General features: G+C 30.3%; 28 protein-coding genes and 2 pseudogenes. 1 reads left to right on the top strand and 29 read right to left on the bottom strand.

Annotation, left to right across the window (positions count from 1 at the left end):
* Position 1 precedes the first annotated feature (1 nt).
* Positions 2–1,099 (bottom strand): plasmid maintenance protein, encoded by a 1,098-nt coding sequence (locus BBIDN127_RS05335; protein WP_014017540.1) that lies wholly within the window; start codon positions 1,097–1,099, stop codon positions 2–4.
* Between the two features lie 385 nt (positions 1,100–1,484).
* Here BBIDN127_RS05335 and BBIDN127_RS05330 point away from each other — a divergent pair, with 385 nt between their 5' ends.
* On the top strand, positions 1,485–2,501 hold the full coding sequence (locus BBIDN127_RS05330; protein WP_014017539.1) for an ERF family protein: 1,017 nt from the start codon (positions 1,485–1,487) through the stop codon (positions 2,499–2,501).
* A gap of 36 nt (positions 2,502–2,537) precedes the next feature.
* Here the strand turns inward: BBIDN127_RS05330 and BBIDN127_RS05325 are convergent, their stop codons facing one another.
* The 28 genes and pseudogenes from BBIDN127_RS05325 to BBIDN127_RS05195 form a co-directional block, all read right to left on the bottom strand.
* The gene (locus tag BBIDN127_RS05325; RefSeq protein ID WP_014017538.1) at positions 2,538–2,981 is read right to left on the bottom strand and encodes an Mlp family lipoprotein; all 444 of its coding nucleotides are present in this window, start codon (positions 2,979–2,981) and stop codon (positions 2,538–2,540) included.
* Between the two features lie 105 nt (positions 2,982–3,086).
* Positions 3,087–3,662 (bottom strand): Bdr family repetitive protein, encoded by a 576-nt coding sequence (gene bdr / locus BBIDN127_RS05320; protein ID WP_081462132.1) that lies wholly within the window; start codon positions 3,660–3,662, stop codon positions 3,087–3,089.
* A gap of 83 nt (positions 3,663–3,745) precedes the next feature.
* Positions 3,746–4,099 (bottom strand): BBA14 family lipoprotein, encoded by a 354-nt coding sequence (locus BBIDN127_RS05315; RefSeq protein ID WP_014017536.1) that lies wholly within the window; start codon positions 4,097–4,099, stop codon positions 3,746–3,748.
* Positions 4,092–4,427: a BlyB family putative holin accessory protein gene (locus BBIDN127_RS05310; RefSeq protein ID WP_014017461.1), complete on the bottom strand. Its 336-nt coding sequence runs from the start codon at positions 4,425–4,427 to the stop codon at positions 4,092–4,094. Before BBIDN127_RS05310 ends, BBIDN127_RS05315 begins: the two co-directional genes overlap by 8 nt.
* The gene (locus BBIDN127_RS05305; protein WP_014017501.1) at positions 4,417–4,764 is read right to left on the bottom strand and encodes a BlyB family putative holin accessory protein; all 348 of its coding nucleotides are present in this window, start codon (positions 4,762–4,764) and stop codon (positions 4,417–4,419) included. Before BBIDN127_RS05305 ends, BBIDN127_RS05310 begins: the two co-directional genes overlap by 11 nt.
* 3 nt (positions 4,765–4,767) lie before the next feature.
* On the bottom strand, positions 4,768–4,971 hold the full coding sequence (blyA, locus tag BBIDN127_RS05300; RefSeq protein WP_002658481.1) for a holin BlyA: 204 nt from the start codon (positions 4,969–4,971) through the stop codon (positions 4,768–4,770).
* A 77-nt stretch (positions 4,972–5,048) separates the two neighbouring features.
* Entirely contained in the window at positions 5,049–5,861 is an 813-nt protein-coding gene (locus BBIDN127_RS05295; protein ID WP_014017535.1) for a DUF685 domain-containing protein, read from the bottom strand.
* A 9-nt stretch (positions 5,862–5,870) separates the two neighbouring features.
* A pseudogene (locus BBIDN127_RS07250) lies at positions 5,871–6,476 on the bottom strand (DUF735 family protein).
* 5 nt (positions 6,477–6,481) lie between these two features.
* On the bottom strand, positions 6,482–7,360 hold the full coding sequence (locus BBIDN127_RS05290; protein WP_014017534.1) for a DUF276 domain-containing protein: 879 nt from the start codon (positions 7,358–7,360) through the stop codon (positions 6,482–6,484).
* Positions 7,357–7,689, bottom strand: a complete 333-nt coding sequence (locus tag BBIDN127_RS05285) for a DUF2634 domain-containing protein (RefSeq protein ID WP_012665001.1) — start codon at positions 7,687–7,689, stop codon at positions 7,357–7,359. The genes BBIDN127_RS05290 and BBIDN127_RS05285 overlap by 4 nt, the downstream gene beginning before the upstream one ends.
* A 29-nt stretch (positions 7,690–7,718) precedes the next feature.
* A complete protein-coding gene (locus BBIDN127_RS05280) occupies positions 7,719–8,273 on the bottom strand; it encodes a DUF777 family protein (protein WP_014017533.1) in 555 nt (184 codons plus the stop codon).
* 13 nt (positions 8,274–8,286) lie between these two features.
* Positions 8,287–9,237 carry a DUF693 family protein gene (locus BBIDN127_RS05275; protein WP_014017532.1) on the bottom strand — a complete coding sequence of 317 codons (951 nt, stop codon included), beginning with the start codon at positions 9,235–9,237 and terminating at the stop codon, positions 8,287–8,289.
* A gap of 3 nt (positions 9,238–9,240) precedes the next feature.
* Positions 9,241–9,849 (bottom strand): DUF792 family protein, encoded by a 609-nt coding sequence (locus tag BBIDN127_RS05270; protein WP_014017531.1) that lies wholly within the window; start codon positions 9,847–9,849, stop codon positions 9,241–9,243.
* A gap of 31 nt (positions 9,850–9,880) precedes the next feature.
* A complete protein-coding gene (locus tag BBIDN127_RS05265; protein WP_014017530.1) occupies positions 9,881–11,164 on the bottom strand; it encodes a DUF759 family protein in 1,284 nt (427 codons plus the stop codon).
* Between the two features lie 7 nt (positions 11,165–11,171).
* Positions 11,172–11,408, bottom strand: coding sequence for a DUF1322 family protein (locus BBIDN127_RS05260; RefSeq protein ID WP_014017529.1), 237 nt, complete (start codon positions 11,406–11,408; stop codon positions 11,172–11,174).
* Entirely contained in the window at positions 11,405–11,860 is a 456-nt protein-coding gene (locus BBIDN127_RS05255; protein WP_014017451.1) for a DUF1473 family protein, read from the bottom strand. Before BBIDN127_RS05255 ends, BBIDN127_RS05260 begins: the two co-directional genes overlap by 4 nt.
* 15 nt (positions 11,861–11,875) lie before the next feature.
* Positions 11,876–12,304, bottom strand: a complete 429-nt coding sequence (locus BBIDN127_RS05250; protein WP_014017450.1) for a DUF1463 domain-containing protein — start codon at positions 12,302–12,304, stop codon at positions 11,876–11,878.
* Between the two features lie 13 nt (positions 12,305–12,317).
* On the bottom strand, positions 12,318–13,430 hold the full coding sequence (locus BBIDN127_RS05245) for a DUF787 family protein (protein WP_014017528.1): 1,113 nt from the start codon (positions 13,428–13,430) through the stop codon (positions 12,318–12,320).
* Positions 13,411–13,980: a DUF764 family protein gene (locus BBIDN127_RS05240; protein WP_014017527.1), complete on the bottom strand. Its 570-nt coding sequence runs from the start codon at positions 13,978–13,980 to the stop codon at positions 13,411–13,413. Before BBIDN127_RS05240 ends, BBIDN127_RS05245 begins: the two co-directional genes overlap by 20 nt.
* Positions 13,977–14,366 carry a hypothetical protein gene (locus tag BBIDN127_RS05235; RefSeq protein ID WP_014017526.1) on the bottom strand — a complete coding sequence of 130 codons (390 nt, stop codon included), beginning with the start codon at positions 14,364–14,366 and terminating at the stop codon, positions 13,977–13,979. The genes BBIDN127_RS05240 and BBIDN127_RS05235 overlap by 4 nt, the downstream gene beginning before the upstream one ends.
* Positions 14,354–14,737, bottom strand: a complete 384-nt coding sequence (locus tag BBIDN127_RS05230) for a DUF1506 family protein (protein ID WP_014017525.1) — start codon at positions 14,735–14,737, stop codon at positions 14,354–14,356. The genes BBIDN127_RS05235 and BBIDN127_RS05230 overlap by 13 nt, the downstream gene beginning before the upstream one ends.
* On the bottom strand, positions 14,737–15,192 hold the full coding sequence (locus BBIDN127_RS05225; RefSeq protein WP_012665013.1) for a DUF3890 domain-containing protein: 456 nt from the start codon (positions 15,190–15,192) through the stop codon (positions 14,737–14,739). Before BBIDN127_RS05225 ends, BBIDN127_RS05230 begins: the two co-directional genes overlap by 1 nt.
* Before the next feature lie 19 nt (positions 15,193–15,211).
* Positions 15,212–16,171, bottom strand: coding sequence for a hypothetical protein (locus BBIDN127_RS05220; RefSeq protein WP_014017487.1), 960 nt, complete (start codon positions 16,169–16,171; stop codon positions 15,212–15,214).
* A 21-nt stretch (positions 16,172–16,192) separates the two neighbouring features.
* Positions 16,193–16,763: pseudogene (locus BBIDN127_RS05215) on the bottom strand (DUF228 domain-containing protein).
* Positions 16,764–16,792: 29 nt separating this feature from the next.
* Positions 16,793–17,560, bottom strand: a complete 768-nt coding sequence (locus tag BBIDN127_RS05210; protein WP_014017522.1) for a DUF228 domain-containing protein — start codon at positions 17,558–17,560, stop codon at positions 16,793–16,795.
* Positions 17,561–17,567: 7 nt separating this feature from the next.
* Positions 17,568–18,125, bottom strand: a complete 558-nt coding sequence (locus BBIDN127_RS05205; RefSeq protein ID WP_014017521.1) for a DUF228 domain-containing protein — start codon at positions 18,123–18,125, stop codon at positions 17,568–17,570.
* Positions 18,126–18,136: 11 nt separating this feature from the next.
* Positions 18,137–18,829, bottom strand: a complete 693-nt coding sequence (locus BBIDN127_RS05200) for a DUF1357 domain-containing protein (protein WP_014017520.1) — start codon at positions 18,827–18,829, stop codon at positions 18,137–18,139.
* A 16-nt stretch (positions 18,830–18,845) separates the two neighbouring features.
* Entirely contained in the window at positions 18,846–20,069 is a 1,224-nt protein-coding gene (locus BBIDN127_RS05195) for a phage portal protein (protein ID WP_014017519.1), read from the bottom strand.
* Between the last annotated feature and the right edge of the window lie 65 nt (positions 20,070–20,134).

Here is a 20,134-nt window from a genome sequence, read left to right as displayed (position 1 = left end):
CTCATACAGCCTTTATGTTAAATTCTTCTACAGTTAAAGAATTTTTTTCGTTTTTTATTATTTCTAATAATTCAAGATAATATATACCAAATACTTTATTGTATTCTATTTTCTTTTGTTTATTCAAATAATCTTTGATAATGGGCTTTAGAATTTCAATATTTGTTTCTTTTTTTAGTCGTTCAATAAGGATATTGAAAATGTTTGCCTTTAAATTTTGATAATTTTGTTGAGAATTTTGTTTTTTTCTTTCAATCGACTTTTCCAATTTGCGTTTTATGTTATTTAAATCGCGATATTTGTGATTTTCAATAATAAAATGGGGCTTAAATTTGTAAATTTCGTATACTTTTTGTAAATTTATTTTTAATTGTTCCGAATTATATCCATTTTGTTCGAATTCTTTCTGAGTGTTATTTAGAATATTTTTTAATGTGTTTTGCTTTTCTTTCATACAAGATTTTTTTATATTGAATTTTTTTATTAGGGCAATTTCATTTTGTTTTAAGATATTCATTGCTTCAATCTTCGTATTTTTATCAGTATTTAAATTCAGAATAGAAAGAGCTTCTTCCGTTTTAAAGTTACAATTATTGAAATAATTTCTTAGTTGATATTTCTCTTTTTGATTATTCTTTTTTTCTTCTTTTATATTATTTTTATTATTTAAACACTCCACTGAATTTACACTACCATTTATAGAAATATTGTCTTTAAAATGGTTATTAACTCTAGATTTAAATCTAGAGTTTTTTCGTTCTTTAAAGTACTTGTTTATTTTCTGGTAACATTCTTTTTTAGGATACTTTAGCTTATAGTAAATTTCAGTTCCACAATTTACCCCCATGTGTTGGTAGTAGTTGGTTGTAACTTTTAGTACTTTTTCTAATTTATAAAGATAATTTTGCATAGTTCTTAGTGTAGTGGTAGTTAGACCATTTCTTTTTAGATTTTCATTAAAGTAATAGAGTATGTTTTGTTGCGTGTATTTCTTATCTTTTTTGTTTAGAAAATCTAGTGTTGAAGTAAGAGATATTAATTTGTGTTGGTGTTTGTTGTGGCAAGTTGGACTTTTTGTGGTATTTGAAAAACCTTTCATGTTTTTTCTCCTTTATTTAGTTATTAATAATTAATTATTATAATGCAAAATTTTGATTTAAAAGTAAATACTTTTCTAAAAAAAATATTAAATTTTATTTATTAATTTAATTAAATTAATACACTTTTTGTAACTTAGTAAAAATACAAATTGATTTTAATTTAAAATTGAGATACACTACAAACAGCGTAGTTATTTGAACATTTTTCAGTTTTAACTACCTTTATTTAGTAATTTGCAAAAAAATAATACAAGGGTTTAGCGAAGTTCTTTAGCAAGAGAATTTAGCTAAGCCCTATTTTTTTGTAAAAATTTTTGTAAAGAAGTTGGCAAAAATAGTTTTTGCTATATACTTATATTTATTACTAAATAAAGGAGGAAAAAGATGGAAAATCTTTCAAACAATAATAATCAAGAAATACAAAATAATATTCAAGCAGAAATAAAATTCTTAAACGATATGAAAACCCTAATGAGCAACTTGCCACGCATTGACAAAAGCCTTAAAGGGTACGGATATAAATATCAGGATTTCAATGACATATTAGAAGAAATTGAAAACGTTATTGAAAAACACAATTTGGATCTTATGTTTAGGCAATTTCCAATTTCTTTAGAGGGCCAATATGGCATAGTTGATTATATTAGGACTACATTCTACAGTACAAGTACTGGGTACAGGGAGTCATTTGATACGCGAATTCATACAGAAAAATTACAATGGAACAGTGAAAATGGGGCTAAAACCGTAAATACATTGCCACAATTTGTTGGCTCAGCTATTACTTATTTTAAAAGATATGCTTTAGTTGCATGTCTTAACATAAAAAGTGAAATGGATACTGATGCAGCTCCTATTTACAATAGTCACGAAAACAGAAATTCTATGCCTAGCAGACAAGTTAGTGTTAATCAAAAGCAAGAACAAAAAAGAGAACAAAAACAAGAGATTAATCAAATTCAAAAAAATAACACTATTCAAAACCAGAAAAGAGACATTAAGCAAGAACAAAAAAAAGATAGGCTTTATTATTACGGTGTTTTTAAAGAAGCGTTGTCTAATATAAAAGATTGGGTAAATAGCCCTACAATAAAAGATAATATAAACTCGATTATTCAAAAAATAAGCTTTATTCAGAATATAGACCCCAATAATTTTGATGATATCAAGAAAATTGAATCTGACTTAATCTCGTATTTTGAGAAAAATAGTGATTTTAAGAGTGTAAACTATTGGGCGGAGATTATAAAAAACTATTTCAAGAAAAATAATAGATTAAAGGATTTACAAGATTTTGAAAAGTTTATGGGGCTTAAGAGGACTGCTTATGGCCCTAGTCCATTAATATTCTTTAGTGTCTTAAAAGAATATGAACGGTTTGATGAGATATTTGCAGCATAGCAATATTAAAGCCCCCTATTTGGGGGCTAATAGCTATTAGGAATTTTTACAGGTACTAGTTGCGTCGGTTTTAAATTTATCTATATCGCCACCGCTAAAGAAGCCTTGAACCGTTTGTTTAAAAGTGGTTTTTTGATTTTCTGCATTATCTCCAGTACAGCTATCAAGCTCACTTTTTATGTGATTAAGTGCTTCTTTTATTTTTGACTCATCATATCCTAAAAATTTATCAAATTCTCCATCACTTTGCAGAGCTTCTTTTAACCAATCAAGTTGTGTTTTTTGGGCTTCAGATAACTTTTCTTTAAGTAGTTCTTCTTTAGATTTTGGTTTTTCTTGTGTTACTTCTTTTTTTGTTAAATCACGCTTTCCCCTGCTTTTTGTTTGTTGGGCATTGTTTTTTAAAGTGTCATTATCATTAGAATTACAGCCGTTTAGCATTAGTAAAAATAAACAAAATAATATGTTGATGATTTTCATTGTTACTCCTTTCTTTATTATTAATATTCACTTAACTAAGTATTAATACTAAATATTGGATAAACAATTATTATTTGAATTGATATTCTTTAATTGAGGTAGTAGCTATTTAGAAATGAAAGCAAATATTAGCCCTGCTATCATTGTTATAGACATTGCTCCCATAATTCCTAATACCCATTTAAGCATTTCTGTAAGAGACATTAAATTCTTTTCAACATTGTCTATTTTGGCATTTAAATTCTTTTCAACATTGTCTATTTTGGCATTTAAATTCTTTTCAACATTGTCTATTTTTGCGTTTAAATTCTTCTCTACAGTATCAATCTTAGCATTTAAATTCTTTTCTACATTATCTATCTTGATATCTAAATTAGATATATCCTTTTGTAAATTCTTTTCTACAGTATCAATCTTAGTGTCTAAATTATCTATTTTTAGATTTAAATTCTTTTCTATAGTATCAATCTTAAAAATAAGATTATCAAATTTTATATCAAATTGTTTTTCTAAATTTTCTAAATCTCTATATGTAAGCTCATTGTGATAATATCTTTTAGATAAATCTTGTGCTATTAGTTGTTCCATACCCAGTCTAAGAAATTCTTTATATATTTGTTCTTGACTTACACCAGCAATATTTGTTGACACTGTTTCCATAAAATTTTCCTTTATAGTCATATTATACACTATTTTAGATTGATTGGCTTTAGAGATTTTTATATGTAAAGTAGAATTTCTTGCAAGAAAAACCTTTTTGTAATTTACATTTTTAATTGGGAATATTGATTATATACTTTTTCCGCTATTGGTTTTGTTTGTTTAATGTACTCTAAATATATCTTAATATTATGTTTTACTGCGGTTATGGAGTGTTCGTCTTTTAGTGTTGATAAGTCTGGATAAGGATATTCTGGATAATTTGGGTCATTAACTTTAACTTTTGTTTTAGCTAAAAATGTTACAAGATACATAACATACTCTGAAAGTTGTGTTTCATATTTAGCTAAAGAGTTTAGAGTTGGAATAATTGGAGGTTTTGGCTCTTCTGGTAGGCTAGCAATAGTAGTACAACACAATAGCAAAACAATTAGTAGAGAATGCAATTTTTTAAGCATTTTCACTCCTTTTAAGCATTTTGATGTATTCTTTCATAATTTTGTTACGTGTTGCTTTAAGTGAAGTAATAATTTTTTTATTTTTGTCGGCAGAGATAGCCTCTATTATCTCAATATTGTATTTTAAAATATCTTTTATTTCTTCAAATATTTTCATTGACTCAGCTGTTTCCATAGATTTTAGTGTGCTTATATATGTTTTGTAGAAAAAATCTATTACTTTACTAAAAGTATTAATGTAATTATGATCTATGTTTGTATCAGTTTTAGCTATGTTAGTTAAGCTGGATAGTAAATTAAGCCCCAAACCAATAGTGTTATTTTGCATTATTTGTTCTTTCCTTATAGATAGGTATTCCTTCTTGATTGAATTTTAGATCATTAGATATTTTGAGATTTTTTTCATCAGAATTAACCAAATCAATAACCGTATTGATTTTTTCATTTAATGGAGCGAGTTTTTTAGTTATTGCTGGGGTTAATGCACTCTCAAGTCTTTCCATATTTGCTGTATAGATTAATTTATAATGAGAATACAGCTCATAAACCAAAAAGAATCCTTTATGTGCAATTTCATCAAATTCGTCTTCAAATTTAGAAAATATATCAATAAGGGTTGATAAAGACGTAAGTCCAAGCTCAACATTATCTTTAGATAATTTCATAATTTAATCTCTTTTTTTAATGTGATTTTTGCCATTACCATTGCCATTCTTAAAAATCTTGCCTATTACAATAGTCAATATGTCTTTTAATAAAGGCTTAAGAAGAATTAACACTCCCAGAACCAGCACGGTTACAAAAATCATTACGGCTATAAGTTTAATTTCGTTTAAATTGATAAGAAGTTCTGTTAATTTAATAGTATCCATTTTTTCAATCCTCGATTTTAATTTTTTATTTTTATACGTATATTATATACCAAAACCTTAATTTTTGCTAAAAAAGTTTACAGTTTTAAAAGAACCGGGATGGGATTCCCTGAAGAGGAGGCTCTTTTTTGGACATACCATCCTTTATACAAAGGAATGCTAAAAGTTATTCTTCTAGTACTAGAACTATCACGTGAATAAATCGTGTTTTTTTCATTTTCATCGGAATACCTTAAACTCAATGTTTTACTTTTACCAAAGGATTCTACATCAACTTGGAAATCAAGATAAATGGGGTTATCATCATTATATTTGTAAAAAATGAGAGTTACATCATTATAGTCCTCCAGATCAATGATTACACGGTGATTTTGGTATTCATTAGGATAAATTGTGGTACCACTAGTAAAACTATAAGAACTCCGAAAATCTGATGGTACACCAATCAATTGTTTTGGAACGGGTGTTTTTTGAATAGTGCTTGATGACATTATCAAAAGATCATCACTTCTAGATAAAGTGGCTGATGATATGCTATTTGTAAGGCGAGATTTAATTTTACTAAAAAGATTTGAAAGTTTATCAGAATCATTGCCAATTAGTTTGTCAACTATTAAATCGTAAATGCTTTTTATAAAATCTTTATCAGCTGCAAGTTCAGTAGCGATTGTAGACTTAATTATCTCTTTAAAATAGCCCAGCTCTTCGCCTTTAAATGTTTGGTGATTAACGGTTTTTAAGAAGTTTTTAAAGGTGATAGCATTGCTGCTTGCAGCGCCATCATCAAGCAGTAAAAGATCAGTATTGTTAACGGTCGTAACCTTATTTAAATCTTTTATTTGAACCGTTTCTTCTTCATCAATTAGTAATTTATCTTGATCATCGGCCATAAAACCTCCTTAGTTGTTAAAAGTTATAATATTGTTACCATCTTTATTATTAATTTTGAGAACTCTACCAATAGGAATAATTCTCTTTATAAAAGCATAAATTGAATGATCATAGCCCTTAGGAAGCGAATTAAATACTAAAGCCTTTTTAGATGCAGCATATCCCGGTTTCTTTTCTCTAATTAGAATCTTTTTAAGTCGTTTTCCTTTCTTAGTACTAGGGGAAATAAATGTAGTAAAGTTTGTTTTTATTACCCCTTTTAAAGAGATATCAATAACCCCAGATTCAGGAGTAGTAACTTCAATGTCAACATTTAAAAAGGCCTTGAAAATCAGTCTAAACGACTCATCAGTACCAATATGACGTAAAGCAAAAATAACACTATTAATATTGCTTGTAATGCTTTGTAAAGTTTGAGTTTTTGCATAAAAGATAGATAAAACTTGAGATATCCATATTGCAATATATCTTGATTTTATATTTTCTATTACATTAATGGATATGAAGTTGGAATTAAGAGATTTGAGTTCATTAAGTAGCGTTTGTGCGTATTCTGTTTATGTGCGTATAAATTTATGAATTTCGGTATTTTTGAAAAAATTAGGTATTTCCATGTTTGTTAACTATCAATGTCAATGAGCAATCTATCTGTAGTATTGAAAAGTAGCATTGTATCATCATTAATAGTGATATCTTTATTTGTTTGAAAGTCGCTATCAGTAATTTTTGAAATACTTTCGGTGTCTGTATCTTTAATACAAGCACTTATTTCCATAAACTTAATTCCTTTAACTTCATTAACTGGAGCAAAAAAGTCTTGATATTCAAAGCTAATTCCCATATCAGAATAGTTATTTGAAATAATCCTAGAATATATGTCCCTAATTTGAGAGTCTATGTTTAAGTAGAGATAGTTTTTAAGGTCAAGTTTATACTTTACTTTCAGATAAACATATTTTCTTTTTCCTAGCGATATTTTATAGGATTTGCGTTGTCCAGTTGAATTGAGTCCATCAATTTCTATATCTCCTTCAAGTAAAGTCCCACTAGGCGTTGTTAGATATAATGTTTCCCAAAGTTTTGCTTTAAATTCAGGGTTGTTAATATTAGCTTTACTAGCGTCTAGCAAATCTTCTTTTAGAATTAGGTATATATTGGCTTTTCCAGCTGAACTTTTAATATTAGTATGCTCTACCCCATTAAGATTAAGTAAAGCGTTTCTAACAGCACTGTAAGTTGTGCTTTTAGAAGAAATGTGTTCTTCAATAGCAGCCCAATAAGTACCACCCGGTTTCATTTTAGAAAAAAAGAGATTAAGCTCATTAATTATTTCTTCTTCAATTAATGCTAAAGAAGATGCAATAATGTTGTAAATCGAGCTATTACTATCATCAATGTTAATTCCATAATTTATTCGCAAGTATTCTCTTTTGGCTCGTAATATATCCTTAATTGTACGCTTTAGAATGCCAAAATCAGAATCAAAAACAATACTCATAAATTAAACTCCATATTCAAAACATCGCCTGAGAAAAAAAAGGATATATGCACTTTGTTGTCTTGAATAATAGTAGAAATGTTTATTAAATCTAAGTTAAGTTCTTTAGATATTTCGTGAAAATAATTTTTTACAGCGTGAAGATTATTAATTTTTAACAGTTTTAAAAGTAAGAAGTAGTCCAGTCCCCAATTAGGAGCATAGCTTAAACTCCCCCTTAAGGTTTTTAAAAATATAAACAATTTTTGTTTTTGTTCTTCAATTCCATCAACAAGTGATAAATCGTTATTAAATACCAATTCAAAATTATTGCCCAATCTTAAATCCATACTATTAATTATACCATAATTAGCAAAAATTACTTGAACAAACTGTTAATATCAGAATTAATTTTAGTGGTTGCTATTTTTAGACTGACTGGTTCAATTACTGGGCCTTCTTTTGTGGTTACGACTTTTATACCCTCAATAGCACTTACAATGCTCTTTAGAATTGATTTTAAGGATGTTATTTCGTTAGCTATTTCAATTTTATTGTTTGCTTTAATTTTAACAGTATCAGAGATTAGATTTAATGTTTTTGGGTTAATTGCACTAAGTATATAAAAATGATGTTTGTCAAAGTGAATATCGTCATTTTTATCAAAAATATTAACGCTTGATTGAAGTAGTAGAACGCAATCACCTTTTGATAGTTCTAAACTGATATTAGAGATATTTTTTGTGTGAATCTCTAAATCTTCAAATTCGGGTATTGTAACAATAGCTTCTTGAGTGTGTTGTTTAAACTCCTTTACAGTACCAATTTTAATTATAAAAATGTTTGAATAAATCCAATTTTTAACGTCCTCTTGTGTCAATGTATTTCCATAAATACGCTGGCCCATTCTGTAAATTGCATAGTCAATATCCATTCTAACTCCTTTATTACGCAGGCATCGGTGCAAAATTAGAGACGTCATATAACTTAAGTGTTAATGAACAATCCCCTGTGTTACTAAGTCTTGCACTTGTTTCTAATATAGTGTTTTTGACAACTTTTCCCAACCCATCCCTAAAAGAAACTTTATCACCAACTCTTAGCTTATGTGTGAAAAATATTTGAGCGTTCCAATATATACGCCTTATCTTGAATTCAGGATCGATATCACTTTCTTGTTGTGGTATAAATTCAAGACCATAATCTTCTAATGCTTCGTAGTGAATATTTTTCCCCACTTGTTTGTAATTAATAAATATAAAATTGCATTCAATTTGAAAATTGTGATAGCCAACATCAGTTATTACGTTATCTACGTAGTTTCCTTTTTTTATTTTCTCAATAAACTCTTTTGGTGTTGCAGCATAAAAATTTTTGTCAATAATTTTAAGACGATCTTCTTTGTCCATATTAATAATATTGCGATTAGGAAATACAGATTCTATTGCCTCTTGCACCGTCTTGCCCTTGAAATTTTTGTTCTCTAATTTTCGATTAAAGAAATTGCTTTTAGTTAATAGACGAACTTCGAGCTCTACACTAAAATCCCCACCGGGATAATCAGTACTCATGGGGGGTTCTAAAGTGCCTGCCATTATGAAATCAAAATTTTTTTCATGAGCAAATTTCTTATAATATATTTTTACTATATCTCCCACTTTAATGTCGTCGGTGAAATCTAAAGGAAGATTCCAAAGTACAACTTTTGCTTGTTTGGAACTTATAGTATTTAATTCTGATGAAAACCTATTAGATATAGTAATATCAACATGAATTCCATCCTGTGTATTGATTATAATTTTAGGAATTTCTTCCGGAAAAGGAGTTCCATCAATTGATTTTTTTGATGTATCTACATTGTAAAATTCAATTTTAAAATCATATTGTAGTAGCAACATTTTTTATCCTTTATATTTTTCCAATGCAAATGTTTTTACTATTTCAATTGATAGACTAACTTCAACCTCATCAATGAAAGGAGTGTCTTTAAACGAAAGACTCGTAATTACAGCTAATTCTTTAAGGCCAAAAGTCGGACTGTATATACTAAAAGGAACTTGAGCTTGTATTCTATTGGCTAGTTGTTCTTTTACAAGATGAGCGTCAAAACGTAGCAGAGTGTTGCCAAAAACAGTCATTTTGAGTAGAGAAAGCATATCCTTATATAAGGATGTGAGTATCCCACCGTTTAATGATATATGTTCACCAGTCATTATTGGATTGTAGCTGACATATTCCGCTTTTCTATCATAATAATTGATAACTGATCTTTTAGAACAACTAGTATTGTAAGTGCGTGATATTAGCTGGGTCTTTGGTTTTATAAAAAACAATTGTGGTACATATCCAAAGCCTTTTAAATCCATTCTTGGAAATAACACTAAAAAGTTGTCTGCACCAAAAAGAGCAAATATTTGGGTTGTTACATCTCTTACTATATGAGTAATCTCCATGATTTTTTTCTTAGTTTCAATATCATTATTGTTAGCAATTTTTTTGTTAATTTTCATAAGAATTCTCTTTTTATCTAATTTTTCTCAATCAACCTAATCCAAGGAAATATAGTATTTTTTTCACAAACGAGCTATTAACAATGTAATTATATAAATCTTTAAATGGCTGAAGTATAGGATCTATAATAGCTGAAACAATGTTGCTTATAAGTCCAGTAAAGCCTTCTTTATTATATGTATTGATCAATGACTTGACCCATTCAATAACTTCTGAAGCCCCTTGAAGCACTGGCTGCATGCCCGCAGCAGTCACATCCATAAGGGATTGTTCAAGGTTGATCAAATTGCTATCAATCTTTTCCTTCTCTCCGGCAAATTCAGTAAGTTTAAAAGATTGGAAATCCGCAGCCACTTTTTGTAATTCAGTAAGTCTAAATCCAAAATCTTTGTACATAGCGGCTTTTTGAAAGTTATCTTTGGCCGCTTGTTTATATTTCCAGCCGATTTTTGTGCCTACCATAATCTTATAAAGCATGTCCCCATTTCCTCTAAGATAATCATCAATAGCTGCTGCAGCCTCTTGCATGCTTGCCTGACCGCTAGATACAAGCTCGGCCATAAAATTTCCCGTATTTATCAAATTAGTTTCATTTAACTTATCCATTTCTGTTAGAGTGCCCTTGACTAGAGTAAAATGACGCAAAAGTTCTTCTTTTTCTAAGTCACGCTCAAATCCTTTCTTTCCCTGAAAGATACCCTTAATTTTTTCTTCTTCATCTCCCATAAGTATTTTTCGTTGTCGTGTTGAATAAAATGCAGTACTGAGTTTTTGAGCTTTTTCTTTTTTAGAAATTGCTTCAACCGATTTTTTAATCCAACCAAACGCAAATCCAAAAATTCCGCCTCCCACTCTACTCACAGCATTGCCAATGACATTTCCCAGGGCACTACCTATTGCAATTTTGGCAACAAGTCCTTTTCCTTGAGAGGCTGCTAGCATTTTGCTTTTTGCTTTTGATTCTTTTGCAAGTTCTTTATATTCAAGGCGTCTTTTGTCTCTATCAGACATTAAAGATCTTTTGAAGGCTTCTTTTCTTGCTTTTTCAAACCCCATGCCCTGTTTCATAAGCTTTTTAGTTTGTGTAAGTCTATATTTCTCAACACGCTCTCTTAAGCTTTCAAATTTAGATTGTCTGCTTAATTCTTTTTTCTTGTCCGACAAATTATTTTTTACAATATCTTTAGTACTCCCCAAACTAGATTTTTTAGGTTTGAGATATTTTTCCATTTTGGAAATATCTTGTTCGATAGCCTTTTTTGTTGCAGCATGATCAAGAATACCCTTAAATTTAATGGTGAATTTGTCGCTCACTAAACCCTCACTTGCCTAAAATTAACTCATACAATTCTTTTTCTAATTTAATATCGGCAAGTCTATTGACCTCTAAAAGCTCATCATAGGGCAATTTTTTAACCGAGTCGTATGAGCAAATATTCATAATTACTGGAAAATAATATTTATCGTTTCTTATCTCGTCAAGCAAGTTAAAATACTTTTTTCTAGTCTCATTAATACTTGCAATAGCTTTATCAATGTCTTTATTTCTTTTGCTCATTTAGCAACCAGTTCATTAGAATTTGATGTAATTGATGAAAGCGAAGTGGCTACTTTTTCATAATCAAAATTTTCATTGATATAATCAAAAGTAACGAAATCACCAACATTATTTTCATACTCACTCAAATATACTAAAGCGGGTTTTTTTAGATCATTGTCTAAATGAAAAGTATTAAATTGTGCAGTGTAAATTATTGCAACAAGATAGTCCTTATAATAGGAAATAAATTCTCTATTTTGATCCAAAATCAGATAGAATTCGTCTAAAAATGTTGGACTTATCATTAAGCTTGTGATTTGCCTTAAGTATTTAACCTCATTAAGTTTTAAAATAGCGTCGCTTTGATTAAATCCCAGTACACTATCCCATTCATAGACCGGTAATACTTTTAGGGGATATTCATAAGTTTTATTTTTAGTTAAAATTTTCATTTTATATCTCATTATCATAATAAGACTCTCCTTTTAAGATTTGTTTGGGTGGGTTTTTTGACAATTAATAGCCCTAATTTCAAAAGATACTTTTTCAGCTTCTGCAGAATAACTTCTTGACGGTTCTTCAGTAAAAATTGCATAGTTAGAAATAATTTTGGTAGCAATTCTATCATTGAATGCTAAATCAAGCATTTTATCCTCTTTTCTCACGTCCATGTTGTGAAACTGTTCATCAGAAAGTTCAGTTAACAATCTATAGTCATGACTACCTAGTGTTACTTCAATGTTAAAAACATAAGTTATCGTTTTAGGATCTCTTAAGCTTATTACAGGCATACCTTTATCTTCACTACTAATCACTGCTCTTGTTGTGGGTTCGCTTGTAAGCTCCAGCTTGCCACTATGTAGCTGTGTGCCACCAATTGAAAAAAAAACTTCTCTTAAATCATAAAATTGCATAATTTTACACTCCTTATACGCTTAAACTATTTTGATAATCAACTATATCTTGAGTAGTAATTACTAAAGTAACAGCATTAATGCTAAAGTTATAAGTAATATTCACACTAAGTTCTAATTTAAGTTGTGGTGTAGGAGAAAGAGTAAGTCTTAAATTTTTGTACTCTATTATAAGCCCTCTATCGATAAACCGTTTAAGTAGGCATTCAATTGCTGAAGTATATGCATTGTCTCTAGCCCCACTAAGCTGCAGTGCTGATAATTTGCTATTTTGTCTATTGTTTTTGTTCCAAATTCTGATAAGCTCAATAATTGCTTCATTTTTTATGTAATGATAAGTAAAAAGCTCATCTATTGAACTTCCAGCAAGATCAACACCTTCTTTAAAAGCAGGCATACCATCAAGACCAGTTTCATTAAGAAGTGAATAAAAGTTAATTTTTGCAGTTCGTAACTTTCCAATTACAGTGTCGTCAACAAGCGGTGTAGCAGCCAGTGGCATACCATAAGGATTAACAGCGTGAAAAATGCTTGCTTGATGTAAATACTGACTTATAAATTTAAGGTGTAAATTGTCTTTATTATTGCTGTAAATAGCAATATTTCTTTCTTTTTCAGTATTGCCTTTATCTTTAAATAGTTCTTTTATTTCTTGTTCTTTAGTTGAGAATACAAAAAAAGTTGAAGGCATTTTGAATTTATTATAGTCATCTTTGTAAATTTTAAGTCCATCATCCGAATCATCCCCTTCAGTGTTGATAAGTACAACAAAAGTGTGCCTATGTATTTTAAGATAATTTTTAAGCTCTTCAGGCTTATCCTTATAAATGAAAAGATCGGTTGATTTTAATGATTCTTCGCTTGAATTGAAAAAATTTGACATTGCAGTTTTTAACAGTGTTTTTTCTTTTCCAAACTGATCTTGTCCATTTCCATTGTCTTTTTCCAAAGTTTCAATTTGTTTTTCATAATTATTAACGGTTAAATTCAATGTTATAAAGTTGGCAGCATCTTTATTAACTTTGATTTTAGCTGTTTTGTAAACCAAAAGTGGATTGTAATAATTGGGCCTGCTAGTCTGAATCCTAGAATCAAGCAAACTTACACTAATTGTATCTTGCGGCAATTTTGTATTCCTCCTTTAAAATTTCAATTGCTTTTACACTAGCATTGAATGCTACAGATGCACTGTATGCATGATTGCTATAATTTGTGCCTAAATTAATAAGCCCAACTGTTTGCATGTTAGATATTGGATAAATGTAAAGGTTAATTTTTCTAATATATTCGGGTTGAGACTGACTTTCTAAAGTATACTTATGGACTTTATTGTGTAGAAAGTTGCTAAGCATACTATAAAGCACTAACATACGTGAATTAGCGTCAAAATCTTGAGCGTTTAACACTATCGCAATAATATATATTTGAAAATTTATACTAAATTCCAAAGCATTTTCATAAAATGCACCGGCTCTAGAATTATGATCAAATAGATGTTCTGTACCATCAAATTTCAATGCTATTATATTTGAGCTAGCAACTGTGATTTTTGAAAGGTACGGGTGATTGTAAGTATTTATGATATCGCACTCAAAATTATTTTCAGTTGCATAAGCCTTAAACCCCTTAAATATTTGGGTTAAATGATTTAATACCATATCTAAAGTTAAAATCATTCAAGTGTTACCTTATAAGTAATCTCTGATAACATTTTGGCTGTATCAACAAGTGGAATTGCTGCAGTGTTACTCCCCCTTTTATGCTTGCTTTTAATTGTATTAGCCTTTAAGGTTGGAGTGACTTGTGTTGATAATAGATAATTTTCATAGTACCTTATAAAAGCTTGTCCAATAGCTTCCATTCCCGATTTAGGGTCAAGATTAAACTTAGAATTTATATAACTATTATTGATATATTCTCTAAACTCAGAACTACTAGCAATTTTGGTTAAATGTTTTCTTGCTGGTAAATTGCTGCTCCCTTTTTCATGCATTCTAGCAATTCCTGCACGACCACCAAACCACCCAATTTCCAATTCCATTTTAAATTCTAGCTTGTCCATATAAATTCCTTTAAAACCAAAGTAAAATATCCGATTGAAGAGTCAATACTAAATATTTCAAAGTAAACTAAATCAGCAATTGATATTCGGTCTTTAAGCTCAAAGTTAAGGTCTTGGTATGTGTAAAGTTTAGAATACCCTTGAATATCAGACATATCAGAATCATAAAGCATTGCAAGTTCTTGTGGCTTTATGTCAATAATAACTCCTGCAAATTCAGTGTACTTATTTTTATCAAATACTCTCTGATAAGAAGAATCATTCTCAAGCTTTACAACAGTGCCTTTATAAAACTTTAGAGGTTTAGGATCCTTAAATACGTTGATCATACGGAAAGACATATCTGAAAGTCTTTTTCTAACACCATTCATTAGACAACCCCCACACAAGATGGCGTTGAAGTTTCTCTTTTTAGTTTTTCTAAAAATGCATCGAGTTGTGAACAAAAATTCTTATTTGATCCACAGCCCCCCTCACCACCTTCTTCGCTCCCACTACTGCTAGGATAATAATCAAGTTCAAGTTCATTGAATTTTTCTTTTTTGATCCTATCAAATTCAAATTCTCGAACTACCCCTTGCTTTCTTAATTGACAACCCATGTGGTAGAAAGTAAGTAAAAATATTTGTTCATATGTCAGTGAACTAGCATCAATACCGCGTGTTACTAGAATAGCTTGAAGTAGGGATAAATGAAGTAGAAAATTTTGCTTACTTAGTGCAAATTGGTCTATCCCTAATAGCAATAACACTTCTGAATGGAGTTTTGTTACTAAAAGTTCTTCTTCTCCCTCGGCTTGTGCTTGTAAGTTTCCTTGTTCACTCATTTTCACTTACCTTATACTTTTAACTTTGCTTTATGTTAACTTGCAAAATAGTTTTTCTAGTAGCAAGTAGACCGCCCAAAACAAAATCAATGTATGAATGAGCAATATCAGTTGAGTCTTTGTCAACTTGTTCATTTGGTGTAGGTAGCATATACTTGCTAGGTTTGAATTTAATAAGTTCTGAATTTAGTGGATAAATGAGTATTTTATGTTTTAGCAAGTTTGAAGTCTCAATATAAACATCTTCTCTATTATTAATAGCCTTAATAGTTTGAATCAAAACATCTTCCCATTTTTCACTGCTACTTGCTACACCCTGTGCTGCTGCGTATGGTTTTACAAGTTTAAGTGAAGTTGCGGGATCAACTATTACCATCATAGGTGTGGAAAATTCGTCTCCTAGTTCTAACTTTGAAAGTCCAGCTTCAATCTTTTCAAAGATTTTATCCATTTTATCTTTATCACCACTAGCAACTTCTTCTTTTATCTGCTCCGGCATATTAAGTAGTCCATACATATTCGGAAGTAGACGTTTTTGATTTTTCCCATCTTTTTGAATCGAAACAGTACCTGTTAGTACAAAGTGATTGATAAGCTTAATAATTTCACTACTTGCAAGCTTATAAGCTTGTGCAAAAGGAAGTAAATTATTATTAATGTCCCCAATATATGAGTCTGAAGTATAAAATTTCTCAGAAGCTTGTTTTAAATGTCTGAATTTATACTGTAATTTTAAATAATTAAGTCTTACCACCTCAGAACTAAAACCAATAGTTGAGATAGTATTAACCTCATTGGCAATTGTTGTAGGATTGGCATTTAGAAACGCGTCCCATTTTACGGTTTTTTGATATCCCATTTGTAGATCAACATCTTCAATTTGATCCGGCGAAAACCATTTATACATAATAGGATCTTTAACTTCTCCTATGATATTTGCCACGGCTTTTGCATAATAATTTTCATCAAATAATTCCATATTAAATCCTCCTAAATATTATTAATTTCTACTCATAGCTTTATTTCCAAATACTGCTACTTTTACCAAATAAACTTCATTGCTAATTTGCTTTGCATCAGATAATGCTGTTGCATTAATAGTTGCTTTATTTGGTGTTCCAGTAACCTTTTCAAGAGCACCGTCTTTATTAAAAACAAGTTTGTCTTTTGTTTTAACCGTAGAATCTTTTGCTACTAAGTAGCCCTCAAAATTATTTGTAATTGGTACAATAGTAGCTGTTTTACTAAATTCATCTATATCAATACAGATTCCATACAAGTCTTCACCACCACCAGCCTCAACATGTGGTTCATAATGATTTTGATTATCTTGCGCCTCTTGAATAACTCTTTTCACTCCACGCTTGTATGGATACCCCAAAAATGGATGATTTTCTAATTTATCAAACCTACTAGTTCTAGTGCCTCCAGAAGCAAAAAATTAGGTTTTTGTCTCTAAATTCATTAGAATTGCTAAGCAAACTAGCGTCATGTTGGGGATTTTTCATAAACTTTTCGAGTTTACTTCTCTTCTCTTGATACTCTTTTACTAATTGTGTTGTATCTCCCATTTATTTACCTCCTTTTATTCGCTTAAGATTTAACCGCCATCAGGAATTACTATTTTCTCAAGGCTTCTATTGCCAAAAATTGCAACTTTTATCAAATTAATAGAATACTCTTGCCTAGGATATCTAGCTTGGTCTTGTGCCATATAATTCTCAGGCACAAAATTGATTGTAAATGAATCAGATAGAGCATATATGTTAATTGCGGTTGGTGGTCCACCACCAGCCTTGATAATAACCCCGTTATTATTTATGTCTAATATTTCTCCTATTTTTATACTTGGATTCCTTGTAACAAGGTACCCTTCAAAGTTATTGGTAATTGGCAATACATACGCGGTACTACTAAACTCACATACATCTACACATATCCCATACATATCAGTATCAGCTCCAACTTCTACATATATAGAGTTCTCTTTTGGAACAAGTTTAACTCCACGCTTGTATGGAAAACTATTTGCTGGATCGTAAAGGTATTCTTCTATTTTGTCTGTATAACTTGAACATGCAAATGAATATGCATCAACTCGCTCATTCTTAGATTTAAAACAGCTACTTGAACTGCTAAAAACCTTATTTTCAATTGAGCTCATAGATTTTACATATTTCTTGAATTTCAAAAGAATATCATCGAGTTCGTCAATTGACTCCAAATATGGGTCTTTTGCTTGTGCATCCTCAGCTTGTCTTGCTTGCCGTTTAGCCCTAGGAGCAGCGGAAACCTGTGCCTCTAAACCTAACTGCAGGTTATCAACAGCGTCAAGATTTTCAACTTGCTCGTTACCTTTTAAAGCCATAATTTAATTACCCTTTAATCGCTCTATTCCCAAATACACTGGCAAGCACTATAAATAAATCTTCTGTCAATTTATGTGCTTTTGATAGTGCTATTGCATTGACGGTTTTTTGACCCCCAGTGGCCTTTTCAAGTTCTCCATGTTGGTTAAAGTTCAGTTTATCTCCTGGATTTACACTATTTTGTCCATCTTTCTTTAGTGTTAAATATCCAGTAAAGTTATTTGTAATTGGTATAACAGTTGCCATACCGCTAAATTCATCTATATCGGAGCACACTCCATATAAATCATCTCCACCACCAGCCTCAACTTCTAGCTCTGTTGTTCCATCACCAAAACTAAGTTTTACTCCTCGCTTATACGGATACCCTTTAACGGGGTAATTTTCTATTTTGTCCTTACTGCTAGTAGACACTCCACCTGAATTAGAAAAAATTAGGTTTTTGTCTCTAAATTCAATAGAATTGCTAAGCAACCCCGCGTCTTGTTGGGGATTTTTCATTAATGCTTTAATTTCTGCAACTTTTTTATCAAACTCTTGTTTAATTTTCGTTATATCACTCATTAAAAACTCCTTTAAGCAATACTTGTTCTTTTATGTCTTTTTAGATTTTCATAAAATTGAATTCGTCTTTGCTTGTATGTATTACTTATTGCTTGTACAAATTCTGTAAAATTAATTGGCACAAAATTAGAATCAAGTAAACTTGCTCTTTCTTCTGATTTGGCAACAATATTGCCCTTAATAGCGTCAACAGAAGAAGAATTGCTACTCGCATTTTTTCTTAATTTAATGTTCACTTTTGCTAAAGAAACAAGCTGTTCTAGTATCTCCCCATCGATATGACTTATATCTGACACTTTAGCAATAGCTTTAATTTGCTCAATTGGAACAAACTTGCGAACAAGTTCTCTACGTTGTGCTTGCATAATGTCTTTCAGTGTGTATCCCTTTGCAAGTAACACTTCCTTATTGAAATGGTTGCTAAGATGTGCTTTTGCAAGTGTATCAATTTCATTAATTCGCTCAGCCTCTAGTAACAATTGCTTTTCAATACGCTCCCGCTCTTCAACTTCTGCAAGTTCTTTTGTTATTCGCTCATTTATACTTAAATCTCTACTTGTCTCTTTAGATTTAATGTTTGCTTGTTCTTTAAAGTGCATGTACTCTTCAAATTCCTGTGCACTGATAACTTTAGTATCAGCCTTATTTTGCTGCTCTTCTTTATCTTGTGCTTGCAAGTCTTCTTTTTCTTCTTTCTCTGTCACTTTTTAACTCCTTTTCTCAAAATGAGAATAATTTCTCTTTTAAAATCACTAGCTCCTCATTATTAAAAGAACTACTCTGTATAAGCTGGCTATATTTACTGTAAAGCTCAATTAGCTTTATATCTCTTTCCACTTTTTGTTCTTCACTTAACATAATCAGCGAATTAAACTTCATATCAAGCCCGAAATACTTTTTAAGCTTTAAGTTACAAGAGTTCTCAACTTGTTCTTGTACGCCTTTTAGAAAATCGTAATAATTACTCCTATCACCTTTACCATCATTTCCTAGTCCTTTAGCCTGCTCATTAAAACTTCTAGTTAAGGGTTCTTTAGTATCAGCACCAATTTTTGCCTTAATCAACGCTAAAGCCTCCTTTAAGTAACTAAGGTCATATTTAATAACTTCCAAACTAGCACTGGGAGTAGCCGTATAAAACATTCCCTCATTATTTAGATTGCTTTTTAGCCTGGCAAGTTCCTGTGATAATGAGTCATTAAGGGTTCTTAAATTAGAAATATCTTTACTATGATTGTTTGTATTTTGTTTTCTCAAAAAAGAAGATAAAATGCCACTTCCCCTATCATTATTGCTCTGAGTAAGTGCACTTAAAGAAGTTGTTGCACTAGAAAGTGCGTCTTGTAGTTGTACTAAAGATTCATCTTTGTAAAACAAGAAATTGTGGTTTTCAATACGTCTTTCTATTTCGACGTATATCTTTTCAAATAAATAAATATCTAGCAAAAAGCTTTCGGTATAACACGGAACATATCTTTTTAAGATATAATCAAAGTTCTCATATATGAGAAGTCGACTTTTATGTATTTTAACTGCATCTAAAGAATTGTTCTTATTGTTGGACTTTACTTTATAGGTTATATGATCAAAATCAACTCCCAAATCTCTTACATATTCATAATCAAGGTATTCAAAACCAATAGGTAATTCTATATTAACGGGTTGTTCGAGATCTATTAGGGTATCTTTGGTTTTTACTAAAACATAGCCAATACCATGAAAACGGTAGCTTATAATACAATTAAGCAGAGCATTCTTAAGCTGTACCTTTAACCTAGCAAGTTCAACATCGCTAACATTGTGGTCAGCACTCTCAAGAACAAGCCCGTTCTTGAGACAATCTTCTGCTACATTTTCTATATAATTTCTAAAAAATATTGAATATTTATATAGTTCTAGTGAACTTATTTTATCTATTAATTTTGTTTTTCTTAAATCACACACCGTTTTACTTCTCTTTATTAAATTAGATGTATGATAGCAAAAACTAATATTTTTGTCAATAAAAT

It is taken from the genome of Borreliella bissettiae DN127 (assembly GCF_000222305.1).
GTDB lineage: Bacteria > Spirochaetota > Spirochaetia > Borreliales > Borreliaceae > Borreliella > Borreliella carolinensis.
Note: the sequence above shows the minus strand (reverse complement) of the source record. Positions and strands in the feature narration are given on the sequence as shown.